Source organism: Rhizobium sp. SYY.PMSO (assembly GCF_046840415.1).
Lineage (GTDB): Bacteria > Pseudomonadota > Alphaproteobacteria > Rhizobiales > Rhizobiaceae > Rhizobium.
This window is the reverse complement of the sequence record NZ_CP177350.1, coordinates 1,300,263-1,323,482: the sequence shown is the minus strand read 5'-3', so window position 1 is coordinate 1,323,482 and position 23,220 is coordinate 1,300,263. Positions and strand designations below refer to the sequence as shown.

Annotated in this window: 19 protein-coding genes; 10 read left to right on the top strand and 9 right to left on the bottom strand. The window is 62.6% G+C overall.

All coding sequences use genetic code 11. From position 1 onward, the window contains the following. Positions 1–7: 7 nt before the first annotated feature. Positions 8–964, bottom strand: a complete 957-nt coding sequence (locus tag ACJJVH_RS24395; protein ID WP_412065389.1) for a LacI family DNA-binding transcriptional regulator — start codon at positions 962–964, stop codon at positions 8–10. A gap of 535 nt (positions 965–1,499) precedes the next feature. On the opposite strand from ACJJVH_RS24395, the gene eutB reads away from it, so the two are divergent. From eutB to ehuA, 8 genes are all read left to right on the top strand, one after another. Further along, positions 1,500–2,486: a hydroxyectoine utilization dehydratase EutB gene (gene eutB, locus ACJJVH_RS24390; RefSeq protein ID WP_412066214.1), complete on the top strand. Its 987-nt coding sequence runs from the start codon at positions 1,500–1,502 to the stop codon at positions 2,484–2,486. Next, positions 2,483–3,499, top strand: coding sequence for an ectoine utilization protein EutC (gene eutC / locus ACJJVH_RS24385; protein ID WP_412065388.1), 1,017 nt, complete (start codon positions 2,483–2,485; stop codon positions 3,497–3,499). The genes eutB and eutC overlap by 4 nt, the downstream gene beginning before the upstream one ends. After that, entirely contained in the window at positions 3,496–4,674 is a 1,179-nt protein-coding gene (doeA, locus tag ACJJVH_RS24380) for an ectoine hydrolase DoeA (RefSeq protein WP_113392058.1), read from the top strand. Before eutC ends, doeA begins: the two co-directional genes overlap by 4 nt. A gap of 9 nt (positions 4,675–4,683) precedes the next feature. Beyond that, positions 4,684–5,703: a N(2)-acetyl-L-2,4-diaminobutanoate deacetylase DoeB gene (gene doeB / locus ACJJVH_RS24375; RefSeq protein WP_113357645.1), complete on the top strand. Its 1,020-nt coding sequence runs from the start codon at positions 4,684–4,686 to the stop codon at positions 5,701–5,703. A gap of 102 nt (positions 5,704–5,805) precedes the next feature. After that, positions 5,806–6,663 carry an ectoine/hydroxyectoine ABC transporter substrate-binding protein EhuB gene (ehuB, locus tag ACJJVH_RS24370; RefSeq protein WP_412065387.1) on the top strand — a complete coding sequence of 286 codons (858 nt, stop codon included), beginning with the start codon at positions 5,806–5,808 and terminating at the stop codon, positions 6,661–6,663. 93 nt (positions 6,664–6,756) lie between these two features. Next, complete coding sequence (gene ehuC / locus ACJJVH_RS24365; protein ID WP_112798267.1) at positions 6,757–7,422, top strand: ectoine/hydroxyectoine ABC transporter permease subunit EhuC; 666 nt, start codon at positions 6,757–6,759, stop codon at positions 7,420–7,422. After that, positions 7,419–8,111 carry an ectoine/hydroxyectoine ABC transporter permease subunit EhuD gene (ehuD, locus tag ACJJVH_RS24360; RefSeq protein ID WP_112798265.1) on the top strand — a complete coding sequence of 231 codons (693 nt, stop codon included), beginning with the start codon at positions 7,419–7,421 and terminating at the stop codon, positions 8,109–8,111. The genes ehuC and ehuD overlap by 4 nt, the downstream gene beginning before the upstream one ends. Beyond that, complete coding sequence (ehuA, locus tag ACJJVH_RS24355) at positions 8,108–8,872, top strand: ectoine/hydroxyectoine ABC transporter ATP-binding protein EhuA (RefSeq protein WP_112798263.1); 765 nt, start codon at positions 8,108–8,110, stop codon at positions 8,870–8,872. The genes ehuD and ehuA overlap by 4 nt, the downstream gene beginning before the upstream one ends. A 39-nt stretch (positions 8,873–8,911) precedes the next feature. Here ehuA and ACJJVH_RS24350 read toward each other — a convergent pair whose 3' ends face one another. From ACJJVH_RS24350 to ACJJVH_RS24330, 5 genes are all read right to left on the bottom strand, one after another. After that, positions 8,912–10,342: a PLP-dependent aminotransferase family protein gene (locus ACJJVH_RS24350; protein WP_113357643.1), complete on the bottom strand. Its 1,431-nt coding sequence runs from the start codon at positions 10,340–10,342 to the stop codon at positions 8,912–8,914. A gap of 145 nt (positions 10,343–10,487) precedes the next feature. After that, entirely contained in the window at positions 10,488–11,867 is a 1,380-nt protein-coding gene (locus ACJJVH_RS24345; protein ID WP_412065386.1) for an aspartate aminotransferase family protein, read from the bottom strand. A gap of 31 nt (positions 11,868–11,898) precedes the next feature. Next, entirely contained in the window at positions 11,899–13,395 is a 1,497-nt protein-coding gene (locus ACJJVH_RS24340) for an NAD-dependent succinate-semialdehyde dehydrogenase (protein WP_412065385.1), read from the bottom strand. Between the two features lie 120 nt (positions 13,396–13,515). Further along, on the bottom strand, positions 13,516–14,010 hold the full coding sequence (locus ACJJVH_RS24335; protein WP_113434945.1) for an Lrp/AsnC family transcriptional regulator: 495 nt from the start codon (positions 14,008–14,010) through the stop codon (positions 13,516–13,518). A gap of 146 nt (positions 14,011–14,156) precedes the next feature. Then, positions 14,157–14,891: a 5-formyltetrahydrofolate cyclo-ligase gene (locus tag ACJJVH_RS24330; RefSeq protein WP_412065384.1), complete on the bottom strand. Its 735-nt coding sequence runs from the start codon at positions 14,889–14,891 to the stop codon at positions 14,157–14,159. 117 nt (positions 14,892–15,008) lie between these two features. Here ACJJVH_RS24330 and ACJJVH_RS24325 point away from each other — a divergent pair, with 117 nt between their 5' ends. Together ACJJVH_RS24325 and ACJJVH_RS24320 are read left to right on the top strand one after the other, a co-directional pair. Then, on the top strand, positions 15,009–15,908 hold the full coding sequence (locus tag ACJJVH_RS24325) for a LysR family transcriptional regulator (protein ID WP_412065383.1): 900 nt from the start codon (positions 15,009–15,011) through the stop codon (positions 15,906–15,908). Between the two features lie 47 nt (positions 15,909–15,955). Beyond that, positions 15,956–17,077 (top strand): HPP family protein, encoded by a 1,122-nt coding sequence (locus ACJJVH_RS24320; RefSeq protein WP_412065382.1) that lies wholly within the window; start codon positions 15,956–15,958, stop codon positions 17,075–17,077. A gap of 58 nt (positions 17,078–17,135) precedes the next feature. On the opposite strand, the gene metB is transcribed toward ACJJVH_RS24320, so the two are convergent. The 3 genes from metB to putA all read right to left on the bottom strand — a co-directional run bounded on the left by metB (position 17,136) and on the right by putA (position 23,067). Then, positions 17,136–18,293 carry a cystathionine gamma-synthase gene (gene metB, locus ACJJVH_RS24315; protein ID WP_412065381.1) on the bottom strand — a complete coding sequence of 386 codons (1,158 nt, stop codon included), beginning with the start codon at positions 18,291–18,293 and terminating at the stop codon, positions 17,136–17,138. A 235-nt stretch (positions 18,294–18,528) separates the two neighbouring features. Continuing rightward, positions 18,529–18,960, bottom strand: a complete 432-nt coding sequence (rnk, locus tag ACJJVH_RS24310) for a nucleoside diphosphate kinase regulator (RefSeq protein ID WP_113357636.1) — start codon at positions 18,958–18,960, stop codon at positions 18,529–18,531. Between the two features lie 402 nt (positions 18,961–19,362). Further along, positions 19,363–23,067, bottom strand: coding sequence for a trifunctional transcriptional regulator/proline dehydrogenase/L-glutamate gamma-semialdehyde dehydrogenase (gene putA, locus ACJJVH_RS24305; RefSeq protein WP_412065380.1), 3,705 nt, complete (start codon positions 23,065–23,067; stop codon positions 19,363–19,365). Between the last annotated feature and the right edge of the window lie 153 nt (positions 23,068–23,220).

The window sequence follows — 23,220 nt, the reverse complement described above, 5'->3', positions numbered from 1 at the left end:
TCCTCAATCAACGATCAGGGTTTCCCCCGCACGATTGCCGCACGATCAGTTCGCACGGCAAGGTTCTGATGCCAGGCTCGATGCTGCGGCCTTCCGCCAGCGCGAGAACCGTCAGGCCGGCCTCGCGCCCGAGCGCTTTGAGATTCATGTCGACCGTCGTCAGCGGCGGGCGCGTCTGGGCGGCGACGATCTCCCAATTGTCGAAACCGACCACGGAGACATCTTCCGGCACCCGCACGCCACGTTCGCGCAAGGCATCGATGACCGCGCGGGCGATCTGGTCGTTGCCGCAGAAGATGGCGTCCGGCCTCGGTCCCGGCATGCTCCACAGCTGGGCCACCGCCTGATGGCCCCATGCCTCCGACCACATGCCGTACAGAACCGGCAGATCGTCTCCGGCAAGATCGCGATAGGCCCTGACGCGCTCGCGCACCGAAACGAAGCTGTCGGGGCCGGTCACATGGGCAATCCGGCGCCGGCCAAGCCCCTGCAGCCATTCCACGGCAAGCGTGGCCCCTTGAAAGTCGTCGGCGCAGAAGGTGACGCTTTCCGGCGTGCCTTCCGTGAAGGCATAGACGACGGGGACGGGCAGGTTGGACAAATCCACCGGCAGCCGGCGGTCGATTCGCTTGCCCGAGGCGATGATGCCATCGACATGCTTGTCCAGCAGCGCGTCCACATGAACCTTTCCAAGCGCCGGATCGTCCTCGATGGTGCAGAGGAAGACCGAAACTCCGTGATCGACGAGCGCTTCCGTGATGCCGGCCATGACCGGCAGCGTGAAGCGGCCATATGTATCGTTGGTCAGAAGACCAATCGTGAAGGTGCGATTGCTGAGCAGTCCCTTGGCCAGCGCATTCGGTCGAAAACCGATTTCGGCGGCAGCGCGCTTGACCCTTTCCCGGGTTTCGTCGCCCATGCGGCCGGTATTGTTCAACGCCTTGGATGCCGTCGAAATGCTCACACCTGCAGCCGCCGCAACGTCGTGAATCGTTGCGCGTCCACTTTTCGCACGCTGATTTACCAGATGCCTTCTCCCGTTCAATTTTCTTGAGAAAAGCTTTTCTCAGTAGCAGAGTCAATATGAGAAAAGCTTTTCTCAAAATTTTCCGAGCTTTTGGGAGGGGGACCTGAGAGAGGTGAGTTTCCTGGCCGGGCAGATGCCGGGCATAGGCTTAAACCCGCACCCGCCGGCGTCTCTCCGCATGCCGTTTCGGATGGCGGCGGTTTCATCTCTCCGCCCAAAAAATGGTTCAACGAATGCGGGGTCTTTACCGGGAGCGGTCTTTGAAGATCATCGCGCCGGCGGGGAACTTACCCTCATCCGAGCACCCGGCTTGCGATATGGGAGGTTGTGCCGTTATAATTGTAATGAAACAATATACAGATTGACATGATCCATTGTCTCTCTCACGCTGCTGTTCAGAGCTTACAAGCGAGAAAGAGATGAGTATCGTGATGATATCGGTCCCGCCGGTTGAAACGCATCGGTGCGCGCCATGACAATGATGGTGACGCTGGAGGATATCGAAGCGGCGCGGCAACGCATCGGCGGACATGTTGTGCGCACGCCGCTGCGGCATTCGCAGGCCCTATCCCGGTGCGCGGACATTCCCGTTTACCTGAAGCTGGAAAATCGCCAGCAGACCGGCAGTTTCAAGTTCCGCGGCGCGACCAATGCGCTCCGGTGTCTGGACGGGCGGGCCCGGTCGCGCGGATTGGTAACGGCGTCCACCGGCAATCATGGTCGGGCGGTTGCCCATGCCGCCGGGACGATGGGCGCGCGCGCGACCGTATGCCTGTCCGCTCTCGTTCCGGCCAACAAGGTCGAAGCTATCCGAAGCCTCGGGGCAGACGTTCGCATCGTCGGGCGTTCGCAGGATGACGCGATGCTGGAGGTCGAGCGTCTGGTGCGGGAAGAGGGCATGTGCTTCGTTCCTCCCTTTGACGATGCCGCCGTCATTGCCGGTCAGGGCACGCTCGGGCTCGAGGTTGCCGACGACCTGCCCGAGACCGCGCTCGTTCTGGCGCCGCTGTCCGGCGGCGGGCTGGCTTCGGGCGTTGCGGCCGCGATCAAGGGCCGACTGCCCGCCGCGCGGATAGTCGGCGTGTCGATGGAGTGCGGTGCGGCGATGGCGGCAAGCCTGGCGGCCGGTCGACCGACGGACGTGCAGGAGGTCGAGACCCTGGCGGATTCGCTCGGCGGCGGCATCGGCCTCGACAATCGCCTGACTTTCCCCATGTGTCGCGCACTTCTGGACGGGGTGATCCTGCTCAGCGAGGAGGAGATTGCCGCAGGCATCCGCCATGCGGCCCGGATCGAGGGCGAGACCGTCGAAGGTGCGGGAGCCGTCGGGATCGCGGCCCTGCTTGCCGGCAAGATCGTATCCGATGGTCCGACGGTGATTGTCGTTTCCGGGGGCAATATCGATCCGGCAGTCCATCGTGCGATCGTCGACGATCGCGATGCGGGAGTGGCGTCATGACCCGTGTGCTGATCCTGACGGAAACCGATCTGCGCAAGATCGTTCAACTCGACATTGACGCCGTCGATTGCGTCGAACAGGCCTTCGCCGCACTGGCGACCAAGGCCGTGGGAATGCCGCCCATCATGCGGCTGGATATTCCCGCGCATCGCGGCGAGGTTGATGTGAAAACGGCGTACGTTCCGGATCTCGACAGCTTCGCGATCAAGGTCAGCCCCGGCTTTTTCAACAACCCGTCGCTCGGCCTTCCCAGCACCAATGGATTGATGATGCTGCTGTCGGCGCATACCGGGCTGGTCGAGGCGCTTTTGCTCGACAACGGCTATCTGACCGATGTGCGCACCGCCGCTGCCGGCGCGGTGGCGGCACGACACCTTGCCAGGCCGGATGCCCGGATTGCCGCCATTCTCGGTGCGGGCATGCAGGCCCGGCTGCAATTGCGCGCGCTCACGCTCGTCCGGCCGATCGAGACAGCCCGGATTTGGGCGCGGGATCTGGCAAAGGCCGAAAAGCTTGCCGGGGAACTGACGGCGGAACTCGGCTTTCCCGTTTCGGCGGAGGCCGATGCCGAGCGCGCCTGCCGCGGCGCCGATATTATCGTGACCACGACCCCCTCGAGCCGGCCGGTCCTCGATGCCGCGTGGCTGCGGCCGGGCCAGCACGTCACGGCCATGGGCTCGGACGCGGAGCATAAGAACGAGATCGATCCGGCCGCCATTCGGCGAGCAGCCCCCTATGTCGCCGACAGCCTGAAGCAGACGCGGCGGCTTGGCGAGCTTCATCATGCCATCGCCGCCGGGCTTGTGAGCGAGAGTGCCGATTTCCCCGAACTCGGCGCCATCGTCTCGGGCCAGGCCGCCGGCCGCCGGTCGCGCGAGGCCATCACGCTTTGCGATCTGACCGGAACAGGCGTGCAGGATACCGCCATTGCCACGCTTGCCTATCGCCGCGCCGTATCGGCCGGCGCGGGACAGGCGATTGAAACGACACAAGCATCAGGAGACCCAGCGTGAGCGAACCGACCCTCAATTTCACCCGCGCCGAATATGCCGAGCGGCTTGCCAAGACGCGCCGTGCCATGGAAAAGGCCGGTGTCGATCTCGTCATCGTCACGGACCCGTCCAATATGCACTGGCTCACCGGCTATGACGGCTGGTCTTTCTACGTGCATCAATGCGTGCTGGTGCCCGGCTCCGGCGAGCCGATCTGGTATGGCCGCGGCCAGGATGCCAATGGCGCCAAGCGCACCGCCTATCTGGCCCATGATAATATCGTCGGCTATCCGGATCACTACGTGCAGTCCAACGAGCGCCATCCGATGGATCTGCTGTCGAAGCTCATCGAGGAGCGCGGCTGGTCGAATGCCTCGATCGCCGTCGAGATGGACAATTACTGGTTCACCGCCGCAGCCTATGCCTCTCTCGTCAAGCACTTGCCGAATGCCCGTTTCAAGGATGCCCGGGGGCTGGTGAACTGGCAGCGGGCCGTCAAGAGCAAGACCGAGCTCGACTATATGCGCAAGGCCGGGCGCATCGTCGAGGCCATGCACCAAAGAATTATTGAAAAGGTCGAGCCGGGTATCCGCAAATCCGATCTCGTTGCCGAAATCTACGATGCCGGTATCCGCGGCGTCGACGGCTTCGGCGGCGACTACGCGGCCATCGTTCCCCTGCTGCCGTCGGGCGCCGATGCCTCCGCCCCGCATCTGACCTGGGACGACAAGCCGATGAAGAACGGCGAGGGGACCTTCTTCGAGATTGCCGGCTGCTATCGCCGCTATCATTGCCCGCTGTCGCGAACCGTTTTTCTCGGCAAGCCGACGCAGGCTTTTCTGGATGCGGAGAAGGCGACGCTCGAAGGCATGGAGGCAGGTCTTGCCGCCGCCAAGCCGGGCAATGCCTGCGAGGATATCGCCAACGCCTTCTTCGCGGTCCTGAAGAAATACGGGATCGTCAAGGACAACCGCACGGGTTACTCGATCGGTCTTTCCTATCCGCCGGACTGGGGCGAACGAACCATGAGCCTGCGCCCCGGCGACCGTACCGAATTGCAGCCAGGCATGACCTTTCATTTCATGACGGGACTCTGGCTTGAAACCATGGGCATGGAGATCACGGAGAGCATCGTCATCACCGAAAGCGGTGTCGATTGCCTCTCCAATGTTCCCCGGCAGCTTGTCGTGAAGTGATTGCCTGAGATGAACAGCATGAGCATTGTCACACGGCCATCGCCGATCGTTCCGACAGTCGACTTCGATCGCGATGGCATTCAGCACGGCCACCTGCGGCTTCCCTGGTCGCGCGACGACTCCGCCTGGGGCTCGATCATGATCCCGGTCTGCGTCATCAAGAATGGCGAGGGACCGACGGCGCTGCTGACGGGCGCCAACCATGGCGACGAATATGAAGGCCCTGTCGCACTTTTCGATCTCGCCCGGACTTTGAAGGCCGAGGAGATCAACGGAAGGATCATCGTCGTTCCGGCGATGAACTACCCGGCCTTTCAGGCGGGAACCCGCACGTCTCCGATCGACAGGGGCAATCTCAACCGCAGTTTTCCCGGTCGGCCCGACGGCGGCGTCACCGAGAAGATCGCCGACTATTTCACCCGCCATCTGCTGCCGCTGGCCGACATTGTGCTCGATTTCCATTCGGGCGGCCGGACGCTTGATTTCCTGCCGTATGCCGCCGCTCACGCATTGGCCGATAAGAGGCAGGAGAAAGCCTGTTTCGATGCGGTCGCCGCATTTTCCGCACCCTATTCCATGCGGATGATCGAGATCGATGCCGTCGGGATGTACGACACCACGGCGGAGGAAATGGGCAAGGTCTTTGTGACCACCGAGCTTTCGGGCGGTGGAACCATATCGGCGCGCACGGCTTCCATTGCAAGGCGCGGCGTTCTGAACGTCTTGAAGCAAGCGGGCATCGTCGCCGGTACGCCGCAGATCGAAGCGACGCAATGGCTCGATATGCCGTCGTCGGATTGCTTCGTCTTTGCCGAAGCGGACGGGCTTTTCGAGCCGACAAGGGATATTGGCGACACGGTCGCGCGCGGGGAGGTGATCGCCAGAATCCACCCGATCGGCCGCACCGGGTCCACGCCCTCCGATTATCGCGCGGCGCTGGACGGTATCCTGGCCGCCCGCCATTTCCCCGGTCTCATCAAGACCGGCGACTGCCTGGCCGTCGTCGCGACCTTGACGGCCGGCCCCTGAATTGCCGCGCCGCGACAGCGCGGCGCGGTTCGCAACCCGTTACGGCAAAGATCCGGAAAACCGGACAGCCGATGGCGGAATCCAACCACAGAGGAGTGAACTATGAGATCGAATTTTTATCGCAGTCTTGCCGCCGTGGGTCTGACGGTCGGCCTTGCAGCATCCGCCCATGCCGCCAGCCTCGAACAGATCAAGAAGGATGGCTATATCCGCGGCGCCAGCGCCAACGAGGTTCCCTACAGCTACATGGACGAGAGCGGCGCTGCCAAGGGCATCGGTCCCGACGTTGCCGCTGCCGTCCTGAAGTCGATGGGCGTGAAGGAGGTCGACTGGACGGTGACGCCGTTCGGATCGCTCATTCCCGGCCTGAAGGCTAGGCGCTTCGATTTCGTGGCCGCCGAGCAGAACATTCTGCCGGAGCGCTGCAAGCAGGTGCAGTTCACGACGCCGAACTCCAGCTACGGCGAGGGACTGCTGGTGCCGAAGGGCAATCCGAAGAACCTGCATTCCTATGAAGACATCAAGAAGGATCCGTCGCTCAAGGTCGCTATCGTCTCGGGTGCCGATCAGCTCGATTTCTTCCATGGCCTTGGCATCCCGGACTCCCAGATCGTCATGATCCAGGCGAACGCCGATGCGCTGTCCACGATCCAGACCGGCCGCGCCGATGCCTATGCCGCAACCGAGCTCACCGTCGCCAAGCTGGTCCAGGGCAGCACGAATGTCGAGCATGCCGAACCGTTCACCGATCCCGTGATCGCAGGAAAATCGGTCCGCAGCTATGGCGGCTTCGATTTCCGGCCGGAAGACAAGGATCTCTACAAGGCGTTCAATACAGCCCTTGTCGCCTTCAAGAAGACCGACGACTACAAGAAGATCCTGATGTCCTATGGCCTGAGCGCTGAAAGCGTCGAGGCTGCGCGGACGAAGAGCACCGAAGACCTGTGCGCGGGCAAGTGAGCCTGTCGACAGTCGATATCGGCCTGACGGCGGTCTTCGAACCGCCGTCAGGCCGGTTGGCCCCTTCCATCTTGCGACGGAGGTGACCCGGACATGAGCTGGACACATTATCTTCCGGCATTGCTGAAAGGCGCGGAGGTGACGGCCGTCATCGCCATCGCCTCGATGCTGCTTGGCGCCGTCTTCGCCTTTGCAGCCGGTCTTGCGCGCTTTGCCGGAGGGCGTCTGCTTTCCTGGATTGCAATAGTCTATATCGAGATATTTCGCGGCACATCGCTTCTGGTGCAGCTCTTCTGGCTTTATTATGCGCTGCCGTTGATCGGAATATCCTTCGATCCCGTAACGACAGGCATTTTCGGCCTGGCGCTCAACATCGGTGCCTACGGGGCAGAAGTCGTGCGCGGTGCGTTGCAGGCTGTTCCCGACACGCAGCACGAGGCGGCGCGGGCGCTGAATTTCAAGCATGGGCAGACGCTCTTCCACATCGTCCTGCCGCAGGCCGTGGTCGAAATGATGCCGGCCTTCGGCAATCTTGCCGTCCAGAACCTGAAGGACACGGCCCTGGTATCGCTGATCTCGATCAGCGATCTGACGTTTCAGGCGCAGCAATTGCGCAATATCACCCTGGACAGCGTTACGATCTACTCGCTGACGCTCATCGGATATTTCATCATGGCACTCATTCTGGTTGCCTTCATGCGCTGGCTGGAGACGATCCTCCGCCGTGGCGTCGCATTCCCGGGGAGGGCGCCGGCATGATGTATGGCTTCACCTGGGACACGTCCACGACCCTGTCCTTCGCGCTGTCGATCCTGCCGATCCTCGGTATCGGGTTGATCGTCACGCTGGAGGCGGCCGCCGCCGGATTTGCGATCGCGCTCGTTCTCGGCCTGATCTTCGCTTTGCTGCGGCGCAGCCGCTTCGTGGCGATCTCGTGGCCGACGGCTTTCGTCATCGAGTTCCTGCGCGATACGCCGCTGCTCGTGCAGCTCTTCTTCCTCTACTATGTACTGCCGGTCTACGGCATCGTTCTGCCCGCCTTTCTCACCGGCGCGCTGGCGCTGGGGCTTCAATATTCGGCCTATACGTCGGAAGTCTATCGAGGCGGGCTGGACGCGGTGCCGCTCGGCCAGTGGGAGGCCGCGACGGCGCTGAACCTCGGTCGCGGCCGCACATATTGGGATATCATCATCCCGCAGGCGATCCCCCGCATCGTTCCGGCCATGGGCAACTACCTCGTCTCGATGCTCAAGGAGACGCCGGTCCTGTCCGTCGTCACCGTGGTCGACATGCTCAATCTCGCCAATCTCATCGGCGACCGGACATTCGAATATCTGGTGCCGCTTTCCCTCGTCGGCCTGATCTTTCTCATCCTCACGCTCGTCTGCTCGGCGGCCATTCACTGGCTCGAAAAGACGTTGCCGAAAAACGGAATTGCCCTCAGATGACGCAACCCCTGATCCGCTTCCAAGATGTCACCAAGCGCTACGGCGATTTCACCGTGCTCGACAATTTCTGTTTCGATGTCGCACCCGGCGAGAAGGTGACGTTGATCGGCCCTTCGGGCTCCGGCAAATCGACCGTCCTGCGCATCCTGATGACGCTGGAACCGTTCCAGGAAGGAACCCTGCATCTGGCCGGAATGTCCTATCATCAGGAGAACGGCCGCGGACGGTTCCTGGCCAGCGAGGCGCATCTGCGCCAGATCCGCACCCATGTCGGCATGGTCTTCCAGAGCTTCAATCTGTTTCCGCACATGACGGTCCTGCGCAATGTCGTCGAGGCGCCGACGCGTGTGCTCGGGCTCGGGCGGGCGGAAGCCGAGTGCCGGGCCGTCGATCTGCTGCGCATGGTCGGCCTTTCGGAGAAGAAGGATCACTATCCAAGCCAGCTTTCGGGCGGCCAGCAGCAGCGCGTCGCCATAGCCCGGGCGCTCGCCATGCGCCCGCGCGTCCTGCTGTTCGACGAGCCGACGTCGGCGCTCGATCCGCAGCTGGTCGGCGAAGTGCTCGGTGTTATCCGCGATCTCGCGCGTGAACACGATCTGACCATGCTGCTGGTCACGCACGAAATGCGCTTCGCCCGCGAAGTATCAGACCGCGTCTGCTTCTTCGACAAGGGCCGCATTTGCGAGCAGGGCAAGCCGGAAGAGATTTTCAGCGCTCCCAAGGAAGACCGCACGAAGGAGTTTCTACGCTCGATCCTTTGACGGCCAGCGGGCGCCGCCGGCTGCCGTTCCGCCGCGATCTTAAACGATAGAGCCCACATCGAAAACGGGAGGCAGCTGCTCGAAGGCGCCGCGAACCGTTTCGAGCGCCGAGCGGAGGGCGGAGTGGGACAGGCGGCCGCCGAGACAGATGCGAATGCCGCCGACCGGCCGCTCTCCGCCTGCTACGAATGGATCGGACGGCGTGACGGCGACGCCCTTGCGGGCCAATGCGCGCACAAGGCCCTCCTCGGTCCAGCGCTCGGGAACCGACAGCCACGCGCACAGTGACAGCGGATGGCTGCCGGCGACGAAGGAGGTCATCACCTCCGACACGATCGCCTGCCGCGCCTCGGCCTCGCTTCTCTGCACGGCGATCAGCGTGTCGGCCGTGCCGTCCAGAACCCAGCGCGAGGCCATTTCCGCAACGACATTGGTGGCGCTCCATCCGGTGACGCGGAGGATCGATGCGGCGCGGATGGAATAGTGGGCAGGGACGACCAGATAGCCGATGCGCAACCCGGTCATGACCGATTTGGTAAAGCTCGTGACGAAGAAACCCAGTTCCGGCAAAAGGTCCGGCATGGAGGGCAGGGGATCCCGCAGCATGGGCTTGTAGACTTCGTCCTCGATGACGAAGATGCCGTGCCGGCGGGCTATGTCGGCAATCGCGTGCCGGCGCTCCACGCCCATGACATGGCTGGTGGGATTGCCAAGCGAGGGAATGATGACCAGCGCTGTCACGTCCCCGACGGCACAGGCGGCCTCGAACGCGTCCGGCAGGATGCCCTCGTGATCGGTCGCAAGGCCGCGCAGGGTGAACCCCAGCACATTGGCAAGGCCGATGATGCCGTGATCGGTCAGGTTTTCCGTCAGGACCACTTCGCCGGGTCGCACGACCGAAGCCACGGCCAGAAAGAGGCCGTGGGCGGCGCCATTCGTGATCAGGATACGATCGGGATCGGCCTTGACGGACAGGCGTGCCAGCCAGGATTGCGCTGCAGCACGATGCGCGTCGAGGCCGGCGATCGGACGGCACGGCCGCATGAAGCTGCTGTTGTCGCTTTCGGCGAGGGCCTGCATGAGGTCGCGGGCTGCCCGTTCATGCGCCTCGGTATAGACGGCCCGGATGATGGAGAGATCGGCGCTGCCGCTTGGATCGCGATCGAGCATGAAGCTGTCTGCGCGCTCGGTAACGCGGCTGCGTACGAAGGTGCCGCGCCCGATTTCTCCGCGCAGATAACCCCGGCGCTCCGCCTCCTTGTAGCTCAGGCTCACGGTCTGCACCGATATTCCGAGCGCATGCGCGAGATCGCGATGCGTCGGCATCTGCGCATGAACCGGCAGAATGCCTTCATCGATATCGGCAATGATCTTGTCGGTAAGCAGCTTATGCTTGGTCACGCCCTTGCGATGCTGAAGGACGGGTTTCCAGGCGCTATTGTCCTGGCCTTTTGAATCATGACGATACATGGATTGATCCGGTACAATTTCGGAAATCCATGTACACCATTCGATGCGGCGTGGCGATGAGGAAATGGGATCGCGCTACTCATTGTCAACAGACGGCAGCGCGATCCGGTTTCAAGGCAAAGTGGCTCTTGCGGCCGGACGCCGATCAGAGTTTTGAAAATACGCTCTTTATGGCGTCGGCCGCCGCCTTCACGACCGTATCGGCCTCCTCGCGCGTCAGGCACAGAGGCGGCGCAAAGCCGAGAATGTCTCCCTGCGGCATGGCGCGGCCGATCACGCCACGCTCAAGCAGCGCCGCCGCGACCTGCGGGCCAATCTTTTTGGCGGGATCGAAGAATTTGCGATCGTCCTTATCCTCGACGAGTTCGACCGCGGCCATCAATCCGTCGCCGCGCACATCGCCGACATGCTTGTGATCGCCGACGGCCTTGGCAAGCTCCGAGCGGAAATAGGCGCCGGTGGAACCGGCATTCGCGACGATTCCGAGTTCGTCGATCAGTTCGAGATTGGCAATGCCGGCGGCCGCGCAGATCGGATGAGCGGAATAGGTCCAGCCATGACCGATGGCGCCGAGCTGGTCGGACCCCTGCACCAGCACCTGCCACATCTTGTCGGACACGATGCTGCCCGAAAGCGGGGCATAGGCCGACGTCAGGCCCTTGGCGATGGTAATCAGATCCGGCTTCATGCCGTAATGGTCGGAGCCGAACATCGTACCGAGACGGCCGAAGCCGGTGATGACTTCGTCAGCCACCAGCAGGACATCGTATTTGTCGAGAACGGCCTGGATCTTCTGCCAATAGGACTTCGGCGGCGGAACGATGCCACCGGTGCCGAGGATCGGTTCGCCGATAAAGGCGGCCACCGTTTCCGGGCCTTCCGCAAGGATCAGCTCCTCCAGCTTGTCGGCGCAATATTGCGCGAATTGTTCCTCGTCCATCGATCGATCGGCGCGGCGGAAGAAATAGGGCGCTTCGGTATGGAGGATCGGCGCGCGCGGCAGGTCGAAGGCATTGTGGAAGAGCTCCAGTCCGGTCAGGCTTCCCGTCATGACGCCCGAGCCGTGATAGCCGCGCCAGCGCGAGATGATTTTCTTCTTTTCCGGCCGGCCGAGGATATTGTTGTAATACCAGATGAGCTTGATGTTGGTCTCGTTGGCGTCCGAGCCGGAGAGGCCGAAATAGACGCGGCTCATGCCTGTGGGCGCGCGGTCGATGATCATCTTGGAAAGCGTGATCGAGGCTTCCGTGCCGTGGCCGACATAGGCGTGGTAATAAGCGAGATTCTTTGCCTGCTCGGCGATCGCGTCGGCGATTTTCTGGCGGCCGTAGCCGACATTGACGCAATAAAGGCCGGCAAAGGCGTCCAGACTTTTCCTGCCGTTGGTATCGGTGATGTGGACGCCTTCCGCGCCTGCGATGACGCGGGTCGGGGTTTCGCCGCGCGCATGCATTCCCATATGGGTCGAGGGATGGAAGAAATGGTCCCTGTCCCAGGCGTTCAGTTCGTTGCGCTTGTCCAGCATTTGATGGTTTCCTTCTTCTGTATTGGGCGCGTCAGTCTGTCGTGTCGACGCAGAGGTATTTGAGTTCGGTGAAGGCCTCGATGCCGTGGCGGGAACCCTCCCGGCCGAGACCGGATTGCTTCCAGCCGCCGAAGGGGATCGGACCTCCCGTGATCTTCACGCGGTTGATGGCCACCATGCCGTATTCCAGCGCCCGGCCGAGCCTCATCTGCCGCGCGCCGTTTTTCGTCACGACGTAGGCGACGAGGCCGTATTCCGTATCGTTGGCGCGGGTGACGACTTCATCCTCGCTGTCGAAGGGTGTCACTGCCGCGACCGGTCCGAATGTTTCCTCGTGCATGATCAGCGCATCCGGCGAAGGATCGGCGAGCAATGTCGGCTCGAAGAACAGCGGCCCTGCCGGATGACGTCTCCCGCCGGTGACAAGCCTTGCGCCATGGCGCAAGGCATCGGCCACATGCTCCTCGACCTTGGCGACGGCGCGCTCATGCATGAGCGGGCCGATATCGACGGCGTCCGCCAGTCCGCCGCCGACCTTGAGGGCTGCGATGCGTTTGCCGAAGGCAGCGACGAAGGCATCCATGATCGGGCGTTGAACGAAGATGCGATTGGCGGCCAGACAATCCTGACCCGAGGTCGCGAACTTGGCATTGATGGCGATGTCGACGGCCCGGTCCAGATCGGCGTCGTCGAAGACGATCAGCGGCGCGTGGCCGCCAAGTTCCATCACCAGCCGCTTCATGCTCGAGGCACATTGGCCGGCAATCAGCTTGCCGATGCCAGTGGAGCCGGTAAAGCTCAATGCCCGTACCCGGGGATCGTCGCAGAAGGCGCCGACGATGGTTGCCGCGTCGCCGGTCAGCACGTTGAAGACACCGGCCGGCAGGCCGGCGCGTTCGCCGAGTTCCGCAAGCGCAAGCGCCGATAGCGGCGTCTCCGACGACGGGTGGGCGACGACGGTACATCCAGCAGCGAGAGCGGCAGCGGCCTTGCGCGTGATCATGGCGGCGGGAAAGTTCCAGGGCGTGACGATCCCGACGACTCCCAGGGGCTCCCGGCGCACGATCATTTCGGTGTCGGGCAGGTGGTTTGTCACGCTCTCGGCGTTGAGCCGCTTGGCTTCCTCGGCGTACCACTCGATGAAACCGGCGGCATAGTCGATCTCGCCGCGCGATTCGGCTAGCGGCTTGCCCTGTTCCAGCGTCATGATAAGCGCCAGATCTTCGCGCGCGTCGAGCATCAGCTCGAACCATCTGCGCAGGATCGAGGATCGCTGCTGCGGCAGGAGCGAGCGCCAGGCGGCAAAAGCGTCCGCCGCAGCGCCGATAGCGCCGACGGCCTCGTCCCTGTCGAGGTTGGCGACCCAGGCAAGCGTCGCGGACGATGAGGGGTCGCTGACCTTGAAGCTCTGATTGGCCTTGCCGGCGACCCAGCGGCCGGCGACATAGGAAAGATCTCGCAGCAAGTGTCGGTCGTTCAGCCTCGACAGGGCTTCATGATAGGTAGCGCGAGCGTGGAGCGCGGTCATGGTCGGGTCTCTCTTTCCAGATGCCGCAATGCTGTCACGGAACGCCGCGAGAGATTGTCCATTACCGGCGGGCGCAGGAGAGAAAGACGCTAAAGAAAAGAGCGCCGGTAGAGAGTTTCTCTATTCGTTGCCGGGCTTCTGCGCAGAAAGCAGGTCGGCAACCGGCAGTGCCGTTTCCTCTTTCACCGTCTTGGTCACGATGTAGGTGAAATAGCGCTCGATGCCGAGATCACGATCGAGGAGATCGTCAATCAGGCGCTGATAGGCGTCGATGTTGGCCGACATGATCTTGAGAATGTAGTCGACACCGCCGCCGACCGCCCAGCAGGCAACGATCTCCGGAGCCACCGCGACCGCCCGCTCGAAGCGCTCGAAGTCGGCCTGGCGGTGATTGGCCAGCGTCAGCTCGACCATGACGCTGGCGATCGGCGCCAGCCGGCGCAACGACAGATGCGCGTGATAGCCGGTGATGATACCTGCCTTTTCCAGCTTTCGCAGGCGAAGCCAGCATGGCGTGGGCGATAGTCCAACCTTGTCGGCAAGCGCGAGTTTGGTGATGCGGCCATCGCGTTGAACGGCATCCAGTATTCGCATGTCGATTGCATCGAGTTTCATTTGAACGCCGCTTGTATGTGATCCGAGGTTTTCGACCAATGCCACTCGAAACCCGGACTGACAAGCGTTGGGGTTCTATCGCCCGAAATGAACCGGCCGTCGCGAGGTGCCGAGCCTTGTTCAAGATCGGGCCGATGCGCGGGAACTCACTTATCCAATCCATATCTGCTGTCTTGAGGGCGTTCGCCGCTGCTCCCATCGATGCCCTTTCGGAAACGCACCTGGTTCTCCGTAACGATGATATCCATCGAGATGTCGTGCTCCAGAGGATGGATGGTCGGAATATATTGCAGCGCAAATCCGACGCCGACGGTCAGGGGGCGCGGATTGCGGGCGGCCAAAGTCCGGTCGAAAAAGCCCCCGCCATAACCGAGACGGAAGCAGGCATCGTCGAAGCCGACCAGCGGAGCGATGACGATGTCCGGGGTCATTTCCTCACCATCGACTGGAATGGGTATGTCCCACACGCCCCGGCCAAGTTTTTCGCCGCGTCGCCAGGAGCGGAATGTCAGCGGCTTGCTTTTTTCCGTGACGATCGGAAGCAGGCAGACCGTGCCGCGGTCATTCAGCGAAGCCATCCAGCCGCGAAGATCGGGCTCGCCGCGGAACGGCCAATAGACGCTCACCGATTTGCCGGCGATGTCTTCGAGAACACTGTCCAATGCCGCTCGAATCCGGCCGGTTCGAGCTTCACGATCCGCGGCGGAGAGATCCCGCCGGGCATCGATCAGGCGCTGGCGCTCACCCTTGCGCCATCCGGTGATCCAGGGACGTGAATGGCCAGACGGCGCCAGACCCATATAGGCCGGGTCGACCTCGTGCATGAAACAGGCTGGCGATGCGTAGTCGCGGGGTTCGTCTTCCTCATCCTTGATCGACACGAGCGCATTCTTTCTCCGCCGGCACCGAATCTTCGAAAACCGATCCTCCCGACGACCTTGATTGTGATTTCGAGATCGAGAATAATATGGCATCTTAATTCTCATAGTCGAGTGACAATGGATTTCACGGCCCTCGAAATTTTCCTGGTTGTCGCAGAGCAATCGAGCGTCACCCGGGCGGCGGCAATCGTCGGCCGTGCGCCGTCGAACATCACCAATCGCGTCCGTGCGCTGGAAGACGAACTCGGCGTTGTCCTGTTCAGCCGGGACGGCAAGAAGATGACGCTGACGCGGGAAGGGCGGCTTTTCCGCTCCTATGCGAACCGGCTGACGACGCTTGCGACGGAAGCAAGAGATGCGCTCAGGCCGCATGGGCCGGCCAAGATATTACGCCTCGGCACGATGGAGAGCACGGCGGCCAGCCGCCTGCCTTCGGTGCTGCGGGAGTTCAGCGAAGAGCATCCGGCGATTTCGTTGCGATTGACGGTCGGTGCGACGCGCGAACTGACCCGAAGCGTCGTCTCGGAAGAAATCGACTGCGCCCTGATTGCGCGCGTCCCGAACGGTCTCTCCGATGCTGCCGAACCCAAGGAGGAATTCGATCTTCTGGATGTCGAGCCTGTCTATCAGGAAGATCTGCTGCTTGTTCTACCCCCGAACCATCCCGGCGTGGAAACCGCGGCCGATATTCGGTTGGACGCACTTGCGGCACTGGAGCCCGGCTGCACCTATCGCCGCATCGCCGAGCACTGGGCTCGGCAGACCCGCCCCCTGCGGACCGTCGAAGTGACGTCTTATCACGCAATCCTGGCCAATGTGGTTGCCGGTCACGCCGTTGGGGTGATGCCGCAATCGGTGCTCGACATGATGCATTGGCCGACCGGCATCAAGACGCGCCCGCTTGGAGCGGTCGAAACCCTGTTGATTTGCCGGAAAGACAATCGGTCGTCGGTCTTTGATCTTTTTCATCAGGCGCTCCTGGCCGATCGCCCCGCATCGAGCCACGCGCTTCGATAGCGCTCGATCCGAAAACGAATTCCATTCCCATTTACATAGGTGCCTTTATGTCCTCACTGGATCCGCAGTCGAAGCCGGCAAGAACACGCTTTCGACTCTTCGCTCCCATTCTCGCCGGAGCGACCCTTCGAGAGCGGCTTCTAGCCTGCCTGGGAGCGCTGATCGCCATAGCCCTGACTGGCATGATCGGCGGCTATTTCTTTGGAGACGGCGCCGACCTCCCGCTCATCGTCGCGCCGATGGGCGCCTCCGCGGTCCTGTTGTTTGCGGTCCCGGCCAGTCCGCTTGCCCAGCCCTGGTCGATCATCGGAGGCAATACGATCTCGGCGCTGATGGGCGTGCTTGCCGCCAGCGTGATCCACGATCCGGTCATCGCCATCGGCGTCGGCGTCTCGCTGGCGATCGGGGCGATGTCGTTTACCCGCAGCCTGCATCCGCCCGGCGGGGCCGCCGCGCTGACCGCCGTGCTCGGCGGGCCGGCCGTGGCGCACTGGGGGCTGCTCTTTCCGCTGGTTCCCGTTGGCCTGAACTCCTGCGTCCTCGTGGCTTTGGGAGTTGCGTTTCACAGGCTGTCGCGCCGGTCCTATCCGCATGTCTCGGTGGCGGTGCCGGCGAATGTCCATGGCACGTCGGACCTGCCGCCCAGCCGCCGTGTCGGCTTCAACGAGCAGGATATCGACGCCGCGCTGGTCAACCTCGATGAAACCTTCGACATCGACCGCGAGGACCTGGGCAAGCTGCTGCGGCAGGTGGAATTCGAATCGCTGCTGCGCTCCAAGGGCGAAATCCTGTGCCGTGACATCATGTCACGAGATGTCATATCGATCGAAGAAGGCGGTACGACCGATGAGGCGCTTGCGCTGCTGCTAAAGCACAATATCCGCACCCTTCCGGTCAAGAGCGGTGATGGGCGTCTGATCGGGACGCTGGGACTGCGCGAGCTTGCACAGGCGTCGGTTTCCTTCAAGGACTACATATCTCCCGCAGCGACCGCCTCGGCGCAGGACAGGGCCTTGGGCCTGCTTCCGACCTTGACCGACGGCCACACGCACGCCGTCATCATTGTCGATGCCGGCCTGAATATCCTTGGCCTGATCTCGCAGACCGATCTTCTCAGCGCCGTCGCGCGCACCCTTCCGGTTGATCGGCTCCAGAATCAGGCCGCCTGATCGGCGAAAGTCCGGGTGATGCCCCGGCTTTCCCGCCGGGGCGCGTCCGCCGCATTCTTCAGCCTATTGCGGAGAGGCTTTGAGAGAGATCGGCGATCAAATCCTCCTCGGCTTCCAATCCAACGGACATTCTGAGCAACCCGTCTGTGATGCCTGCAATCCTGCGCGCCTCCGGGCCCATTCCCGCATGTGTCATCGTCGTCGGGTGCGCGATCAGGCTTTCGACGCCTCCAAGCGATTCCGCCAGCGTGAAAACATCGAGCGCCGCCACAAAGGACCGCACTCCGTGAAGGCCATCCTTTAATTCAAAACTGAGCATCGCACCCCAACCCGACTGCTGGCGTGCCGCGATATCATGCGTCGGATGCGAAGGGAGGCCCGGATAGTGAACTGCCGCTATCCTTGGATGCTGCTCAAGAAAACGGGCGATGGCGAGAGCGGAGGTTTGCTGGCGTTCAACCCGCGCAAAAAGCGTCCGCACGCCACGCAAGGTCAGGTAGGAATCGAAGGGGGAGGCCGTCACGCCGGTGGTGTTCGCCCAGGCGGCGAGCGCCTCTGCTTCGGCCGGGTCGGCGGCGATCACCGCCCCGCCGACGACATCGGAGTGGCCATTCAGGTATTTCGTTGTCGAGTGGACGACATAATCGGCGCCGAGGCGCAATGGTTGCTGAAGCGCGGGCGAGAGGAACGTATTGTCGACCGCGACCTTCGCTTTCCCTTGCCTTGCCCGCTCAACGATCGCGCTGATATCGACGACGCGCATCAGCGGGTTGCTCGGCGTTTCCACCAGCACCAATTGCGGCTCTTTCCCGAAGGCGGCATTGAGAGCGGCGCTATCGCCCTGATCGACGAATTCGACGTCGATTTGACCGCGTTCTTTCAGGGCAGCCAGAAGTCGATGCGTGCCTCCATAGCAATCATGCGGAGCGATCACCAGGCCACCCGGCCCGACGCGGCTGAGCAGCAGGTGGAGTGCCGACATTCCCGACGAAGTCACCACCGCACCGACTCCATCCTCAAGCTTGGCCAGCGTATCGGCAAGAATGTCGCGGGTTGGATTGGCAACCCGCGAATACTCGTAGTCCTGGCCTTGCTCGAACGTGGCGAACGCGAAATTGCTGGAGAGGTAGAGCGGGGGCGTCACCGCCCCGAAAGCCTTGTCGGTCGCAATTCCATTGGCGGCCGCAACTGTCTTGAATAATCTCTGTATGGGCATGGCACCGTTCCGTTACCGGTAGCATTGCCACCTCGGGGCCGTGGTGCTTTTGACTACCTGTTTGCGCCATAATTGCGAAAACGAGAACAAAAAGCAATTTTCATTCTCAAATTATCGCGACAGGATCAAGCACGACGCGTCGCCGTGGAATGGTGTTGTCTATCGCGATGTGCCGACCGATGACTTGGGCCGACCGGGAGAATGCTTTGAAGGTTTCCTGTCGCCGATCCCGCAGTCAGCCATTCTTTCCCGTTACCGGTTCCGGGTTTTCAACGTTGATAACAGTCAGTTGGTGACGGTGCCCGTCACGCGCCGTCCAGTCGATCGATTGACCGGCGGAAAGGCCGATCAGCGCCGTGCCGATCGGCGTCAGAATGGAGATTTTCCCGACCGAGATATCCGCTTCCCCCGAGTAAACGAGCACGACCCGGCGTTGCTGACCGTCGTTTGAGCGATATGCCACCGAGGAACCCATGCGAACGACGCCGGCTGGGAGGTCGCCGGTTTCGACCACTTCCGCCCTGTCGAGCTCAACCAGAAGCTCCTCCGCAATATCGGGGGAGCGCTCGGCGACCGCGCTCGCGAGCCTAGTAAGCCGATCGTGGTCTTCCCGGCCGATGAGTATTCTGGGCTTGCTCCCAGGGAGACTGGAAATTTCATGTGACATGATACCACCCGAGACCTTGCTCGCCAGATGCGTCTCTCGCCGGATTCCGACCGTCGCAAGAAAACTGTAAAAATGAGGAATGATGAACTTCGGAAAAGCCCCGTACCCGGGCGGAAGCCGAGCCGGGGTTACTGTCCCGCGATGGGGACGATCCGGTGCGTCGTGCAGGACGCGATGTAAGATCCGAACATATTCATGAGCATATGATTGGCTTGGGCGATCGGTTTGTCAAGCCACTGAAACGCTAGGAGCGGTTCAGCTCCCTGTATATGGAAGCAAGTAAAGAAATCGAATTAAATTCTATAGATAGGTGAGATACCGAATGTGAAATGTGAGAGCAGGAAGTGACGGCCGCAACCATTTGGGTCCGGCCGCCACGGAGGTTTGGCATTGCTGCCGATGTTATCCGATCGTCATCAGGCTGGCATTGCCGCCGGCTGCCGCGGTGTTGATCGATGTCGTCACCTCCTCGAGCAGCCAGTTCAGGCAATAGGCATCGGCACTCGCGGCGATTTCTCCGCTCGAGGCCGCCTGGGTGAGAACCAGCGGGCCGGGAAGAGCTGAAATTGCCTTGATCGCGTGCTGAACCCGCTCGGAATCCCCTTCGATGAGAGCTCCGGAAAATGGCCCGTCCGCTGCCCAGTCCTTCGTCCAGGAGATGCGGTTCGCGACCTGCGCCGGCAGGTTGCGAAGTTCGTCCTGCAAGCCAGACGCGGCATCGATGACGACGGCATTGCCGGTGGCAAGCCCCGCGGCGATCTGGACGTGCAGCCCGAGCGCAGTCTGCGGAACGAGGAGGATCCTGCCGCGCGGATGCAGCGCGTAGAGGTTCAGTTCGCCGACGGGGCCCTGGAGTTCGACATTGAAGCCCAGAGACGAACGGGCGGCGACGGCACGCGCCTGCTTGGCCGCGTCCGCAGCACCCTTGCTTTCGAGCCAGGCGACGAACTGCCGTGCGGCGGAATCGTCTTGCACCGAGGCGTCGCGCAGCGGCTCGGTCGGGGAGGCGACCAGGCGGCGCAGATACATCGGCCCCCCTGCCTTCGGGCCGGTACCGGAAAGACCCCGGCCGCCGAAAGGCTGCACGCCGACGACCGCGCCGATGATGTTGCGGTTGACGTAGAGATTGCCGGCGCGCACGCGCTCGGTAACGTGGGCGATCGTATCGTCGAGCCGGGTATGCAGGCCGAACGTCAGGCCATAACCGGAGGCATTGATCTCGTTGATGAGCTTGTCCAGCCCCTTGCGCTTGTAGCGCATGATGTGGAGAACGGGGCCGAATACTTCTTTCGTAAGGTCGCCGAGCTTCTTCAGCTCGATGATGGTCGGAGCGACGAAAGTACCCTTGGCGGCGGCTGCGGGAAGATCGAGCTGTTCGACCTTGCATCCGAGCTTGCGCATGCGCTCGATGTGCTCATCGATGCCGCGCTTGGCGTTATCGTCGATCACCGGGCCGATATCGACGGCAAGCCGATCGGTCTTTCCGACCGACAGCTCGCGAAGCGCGCCGCGCAGCATCGTCAGCGTGCGGTCGGCCACCTCTTCCTGCAGGCAAAGGACGCGCAATGCCGAGCAGCGCTGCCCGGCGCTATCGAAGGCCGAGGCGATCACGTCGCCGACGACCTGTTCGGCAAGGGCGGAGGAGTCGACGATCATGCCGTTCTGGCCGCCGGTTTCGGCGATCAGGGGGATCGGCTTGCCGAACCTGGACAGGCGTTCGGCAAGCTGCGCCTGGATCAGGCGGGCAACTTCCGTCGAGCCGGTGAACATGACGCCGGCGGTCTCCGGCGCGCCGACGAGGGCGGCACCCATTCTGCCGCTGCCCGGGGCAAATTGCAGCACCTCGCGCGGAATGCCGGCCTCATGCAGGATGCGGACACCCTGGGCCGCAATCAGCGGCGTGTTGCCGGCCGGCTTGGCGACGACGGGATTGCCGGCGACCAGCGCGGCTGCAACCTGGCCGGTGAAGATCGCCAGCGGGAAATTCCAGGGGCTGATGCAGACGACGGGGCCGAGCGGAACGCTTTCCGGCTTCAGCACCGTGCGCGCCTGCGTGGCGTAGTAGCGAAGGAAGTCGATCGCCTCTCTGATTTCGCCGACGGCATTTGCGGCCGATTTGCCGGCCTCGCGGATGGTCAGGCCGACAAGGGCGGGCATTTCGCCTTGCATGAGATCGGCGGCACGCTCCAGCATGGCGGCGCGCTCGTCCGGGCTCACGGCTGCCCAGCGCTCCGAGGCCGCAGCCGCGAGCCGCATGACATCGGCCGTATCCTGCGGTTCGAGCTCGGAGACGTGGCCGACGACGTCGGCATGGTCGGCGGGGTTCAGGACCGCGCGGGCCGTTCCGCGTTCGGAGCCATCCGCGAGCAGCGGCCTTGCGCTCCAATCCTTGGCGGCGGAGGCCTGCAATTGCGCGGACAGGTTGGAGAGCTCGGTCTCGTTCGACAGATCGACGCCGCCGGAATTTTGCCTTGCATTGCCGAACAGGTTGGCGGGCAGGACGATCTTGTCATGCTGCGCGCCGACGACGGACATTGCTCGCACGCGCTCGACCGGATCGGCGATCAGCTCGGACACGGGCACGGCAGGATCGGCGATCTTGTTGACGAAGGACGAGTTGGCGCCGTTCTCCAGCAGGCGCCGGACGAGATAGGCGAGCAGCGTCTCGTGGGTGCCGACGGGCGCATAGATACGGCAGGGACGGCCGAGTTTTTGGGCGCCGACGACCTCTTCGTAGAGAGGTTCGCCCATGCCGTGCAGGCATTGGAATTCATATTTGCCGACGGAAAAATCGTTTCCGGCCATCTGGTAGATCGTGGCCAGCGTCTGCGCATTGTGGGTGGCAAATTGCGGGAAGACCACATCGGTCGCCGAAAGCAGCTTCCGGGCGCAAGCGACATAGGAGACATCGGTGTAGATCTTGCGGGTATAGACGGGGAAGCCTTCCAGGCCGTCGAGCTGCGCGCGCTTGATCTCGGCGTCCCAATAAGCGCCCTTGACGAGGCGGACCATCAGGCGGTGCCCGGAGCGGCGGGCAAGATCGATGATGAAGTCGAGAACGAAGGGGCAGCGCTTGCCATAGGCCTGCACGACGAAGCCGATGCCGTCCCAGCCGGAAAGCTCGGGATCGAGGCAAAGCTCCTCCAGCAGATCAAGCGACAGTTCCAGCCGGTCGGCCTCTTCCGCGTCGATGTTCAGGCCGATATTGTAGCCCTTGGAGAGCAGGGCCAGCGCCTTTACCTTCGGCAGTAGCTCGCCCATCACCCTTTCGGTCTGCGACCGCGAATAGCGGGGATGAAGCGCTGAAAGCTTGATGGAAATGCCCGGCCCCTCATAGATGCCGCGGCCTGCCGATGCCTTGCCGATCGCGTGGATCGCATTTTCATAGTCGCGATAGTAGCGCTCGGCGTCGGCGTGCGTCGTGGCGGCTTCGCCGAGCATGTCGTAGGAATAGCGGAAGCCTTTTGCCTCGAGCGTGCGGGCGCGCCGAAGGGCCTCGTCGATCGTCTCCCCGGTCACGAACTGCTCGCCCATCATGCGCATGGCCATGTCGACGCCGCGCCGGATGACCGGTTCGCCGCATCGCGCGATCAGCCTCGTCAGCGAGGCGGACAGCCCGCTTTCGTTGACGGTCGACGTCAGCTTGCCGGTCACGACCAATCCCCAGGTGGCGGCATTGACGAACATCGAGCGACCGCCGCCGATATGCGACTTCCAGTCGCCGCCGGCGATCTTGTCGCGGATCAGCGCATCGCGCGTCGCGGTGTCGGGAATGCGCAGCAAAGCTTCGGCGAGGCACATCAGCGCGACGCCTTCCTGGCTCGACAGGGAGTATTCCTGCACCAGTCCCTCGACCCCATCGCCCTTGTGCTTGGCGCGCAAGGCCTCGATCAGCGTCTTCGCCGTTTTCTTTGCAGCCTCGCGCGTGGTTTCCGGCAAGGTGGCCGCCTCGACCAGCATGGGCAGGCATTCGGTTTCGGGACGTCTATAGGCGGCGGTGATTGCCTGACGGAGCGGGCTTTGCGCACGGACGGGCGGCGCGAAATGCGAAAATGGCGCGGCGTCCGCAGACGGTTCTTCGGTGGCGAGCTTGGCAGAGACAGTCATGATAAACCTCAAGGTGCAAGGGGTCCCGATGGCTTCGTGGGCGTCAGCGATATCGCCTCACGCGGCCCTCCCATTGCTTCGACGCGAACATACCTCATTTCAGAAAGGCGTTCCGGCTTGAAATTACGGCTTTTCAGTCATATTGAACTTCAA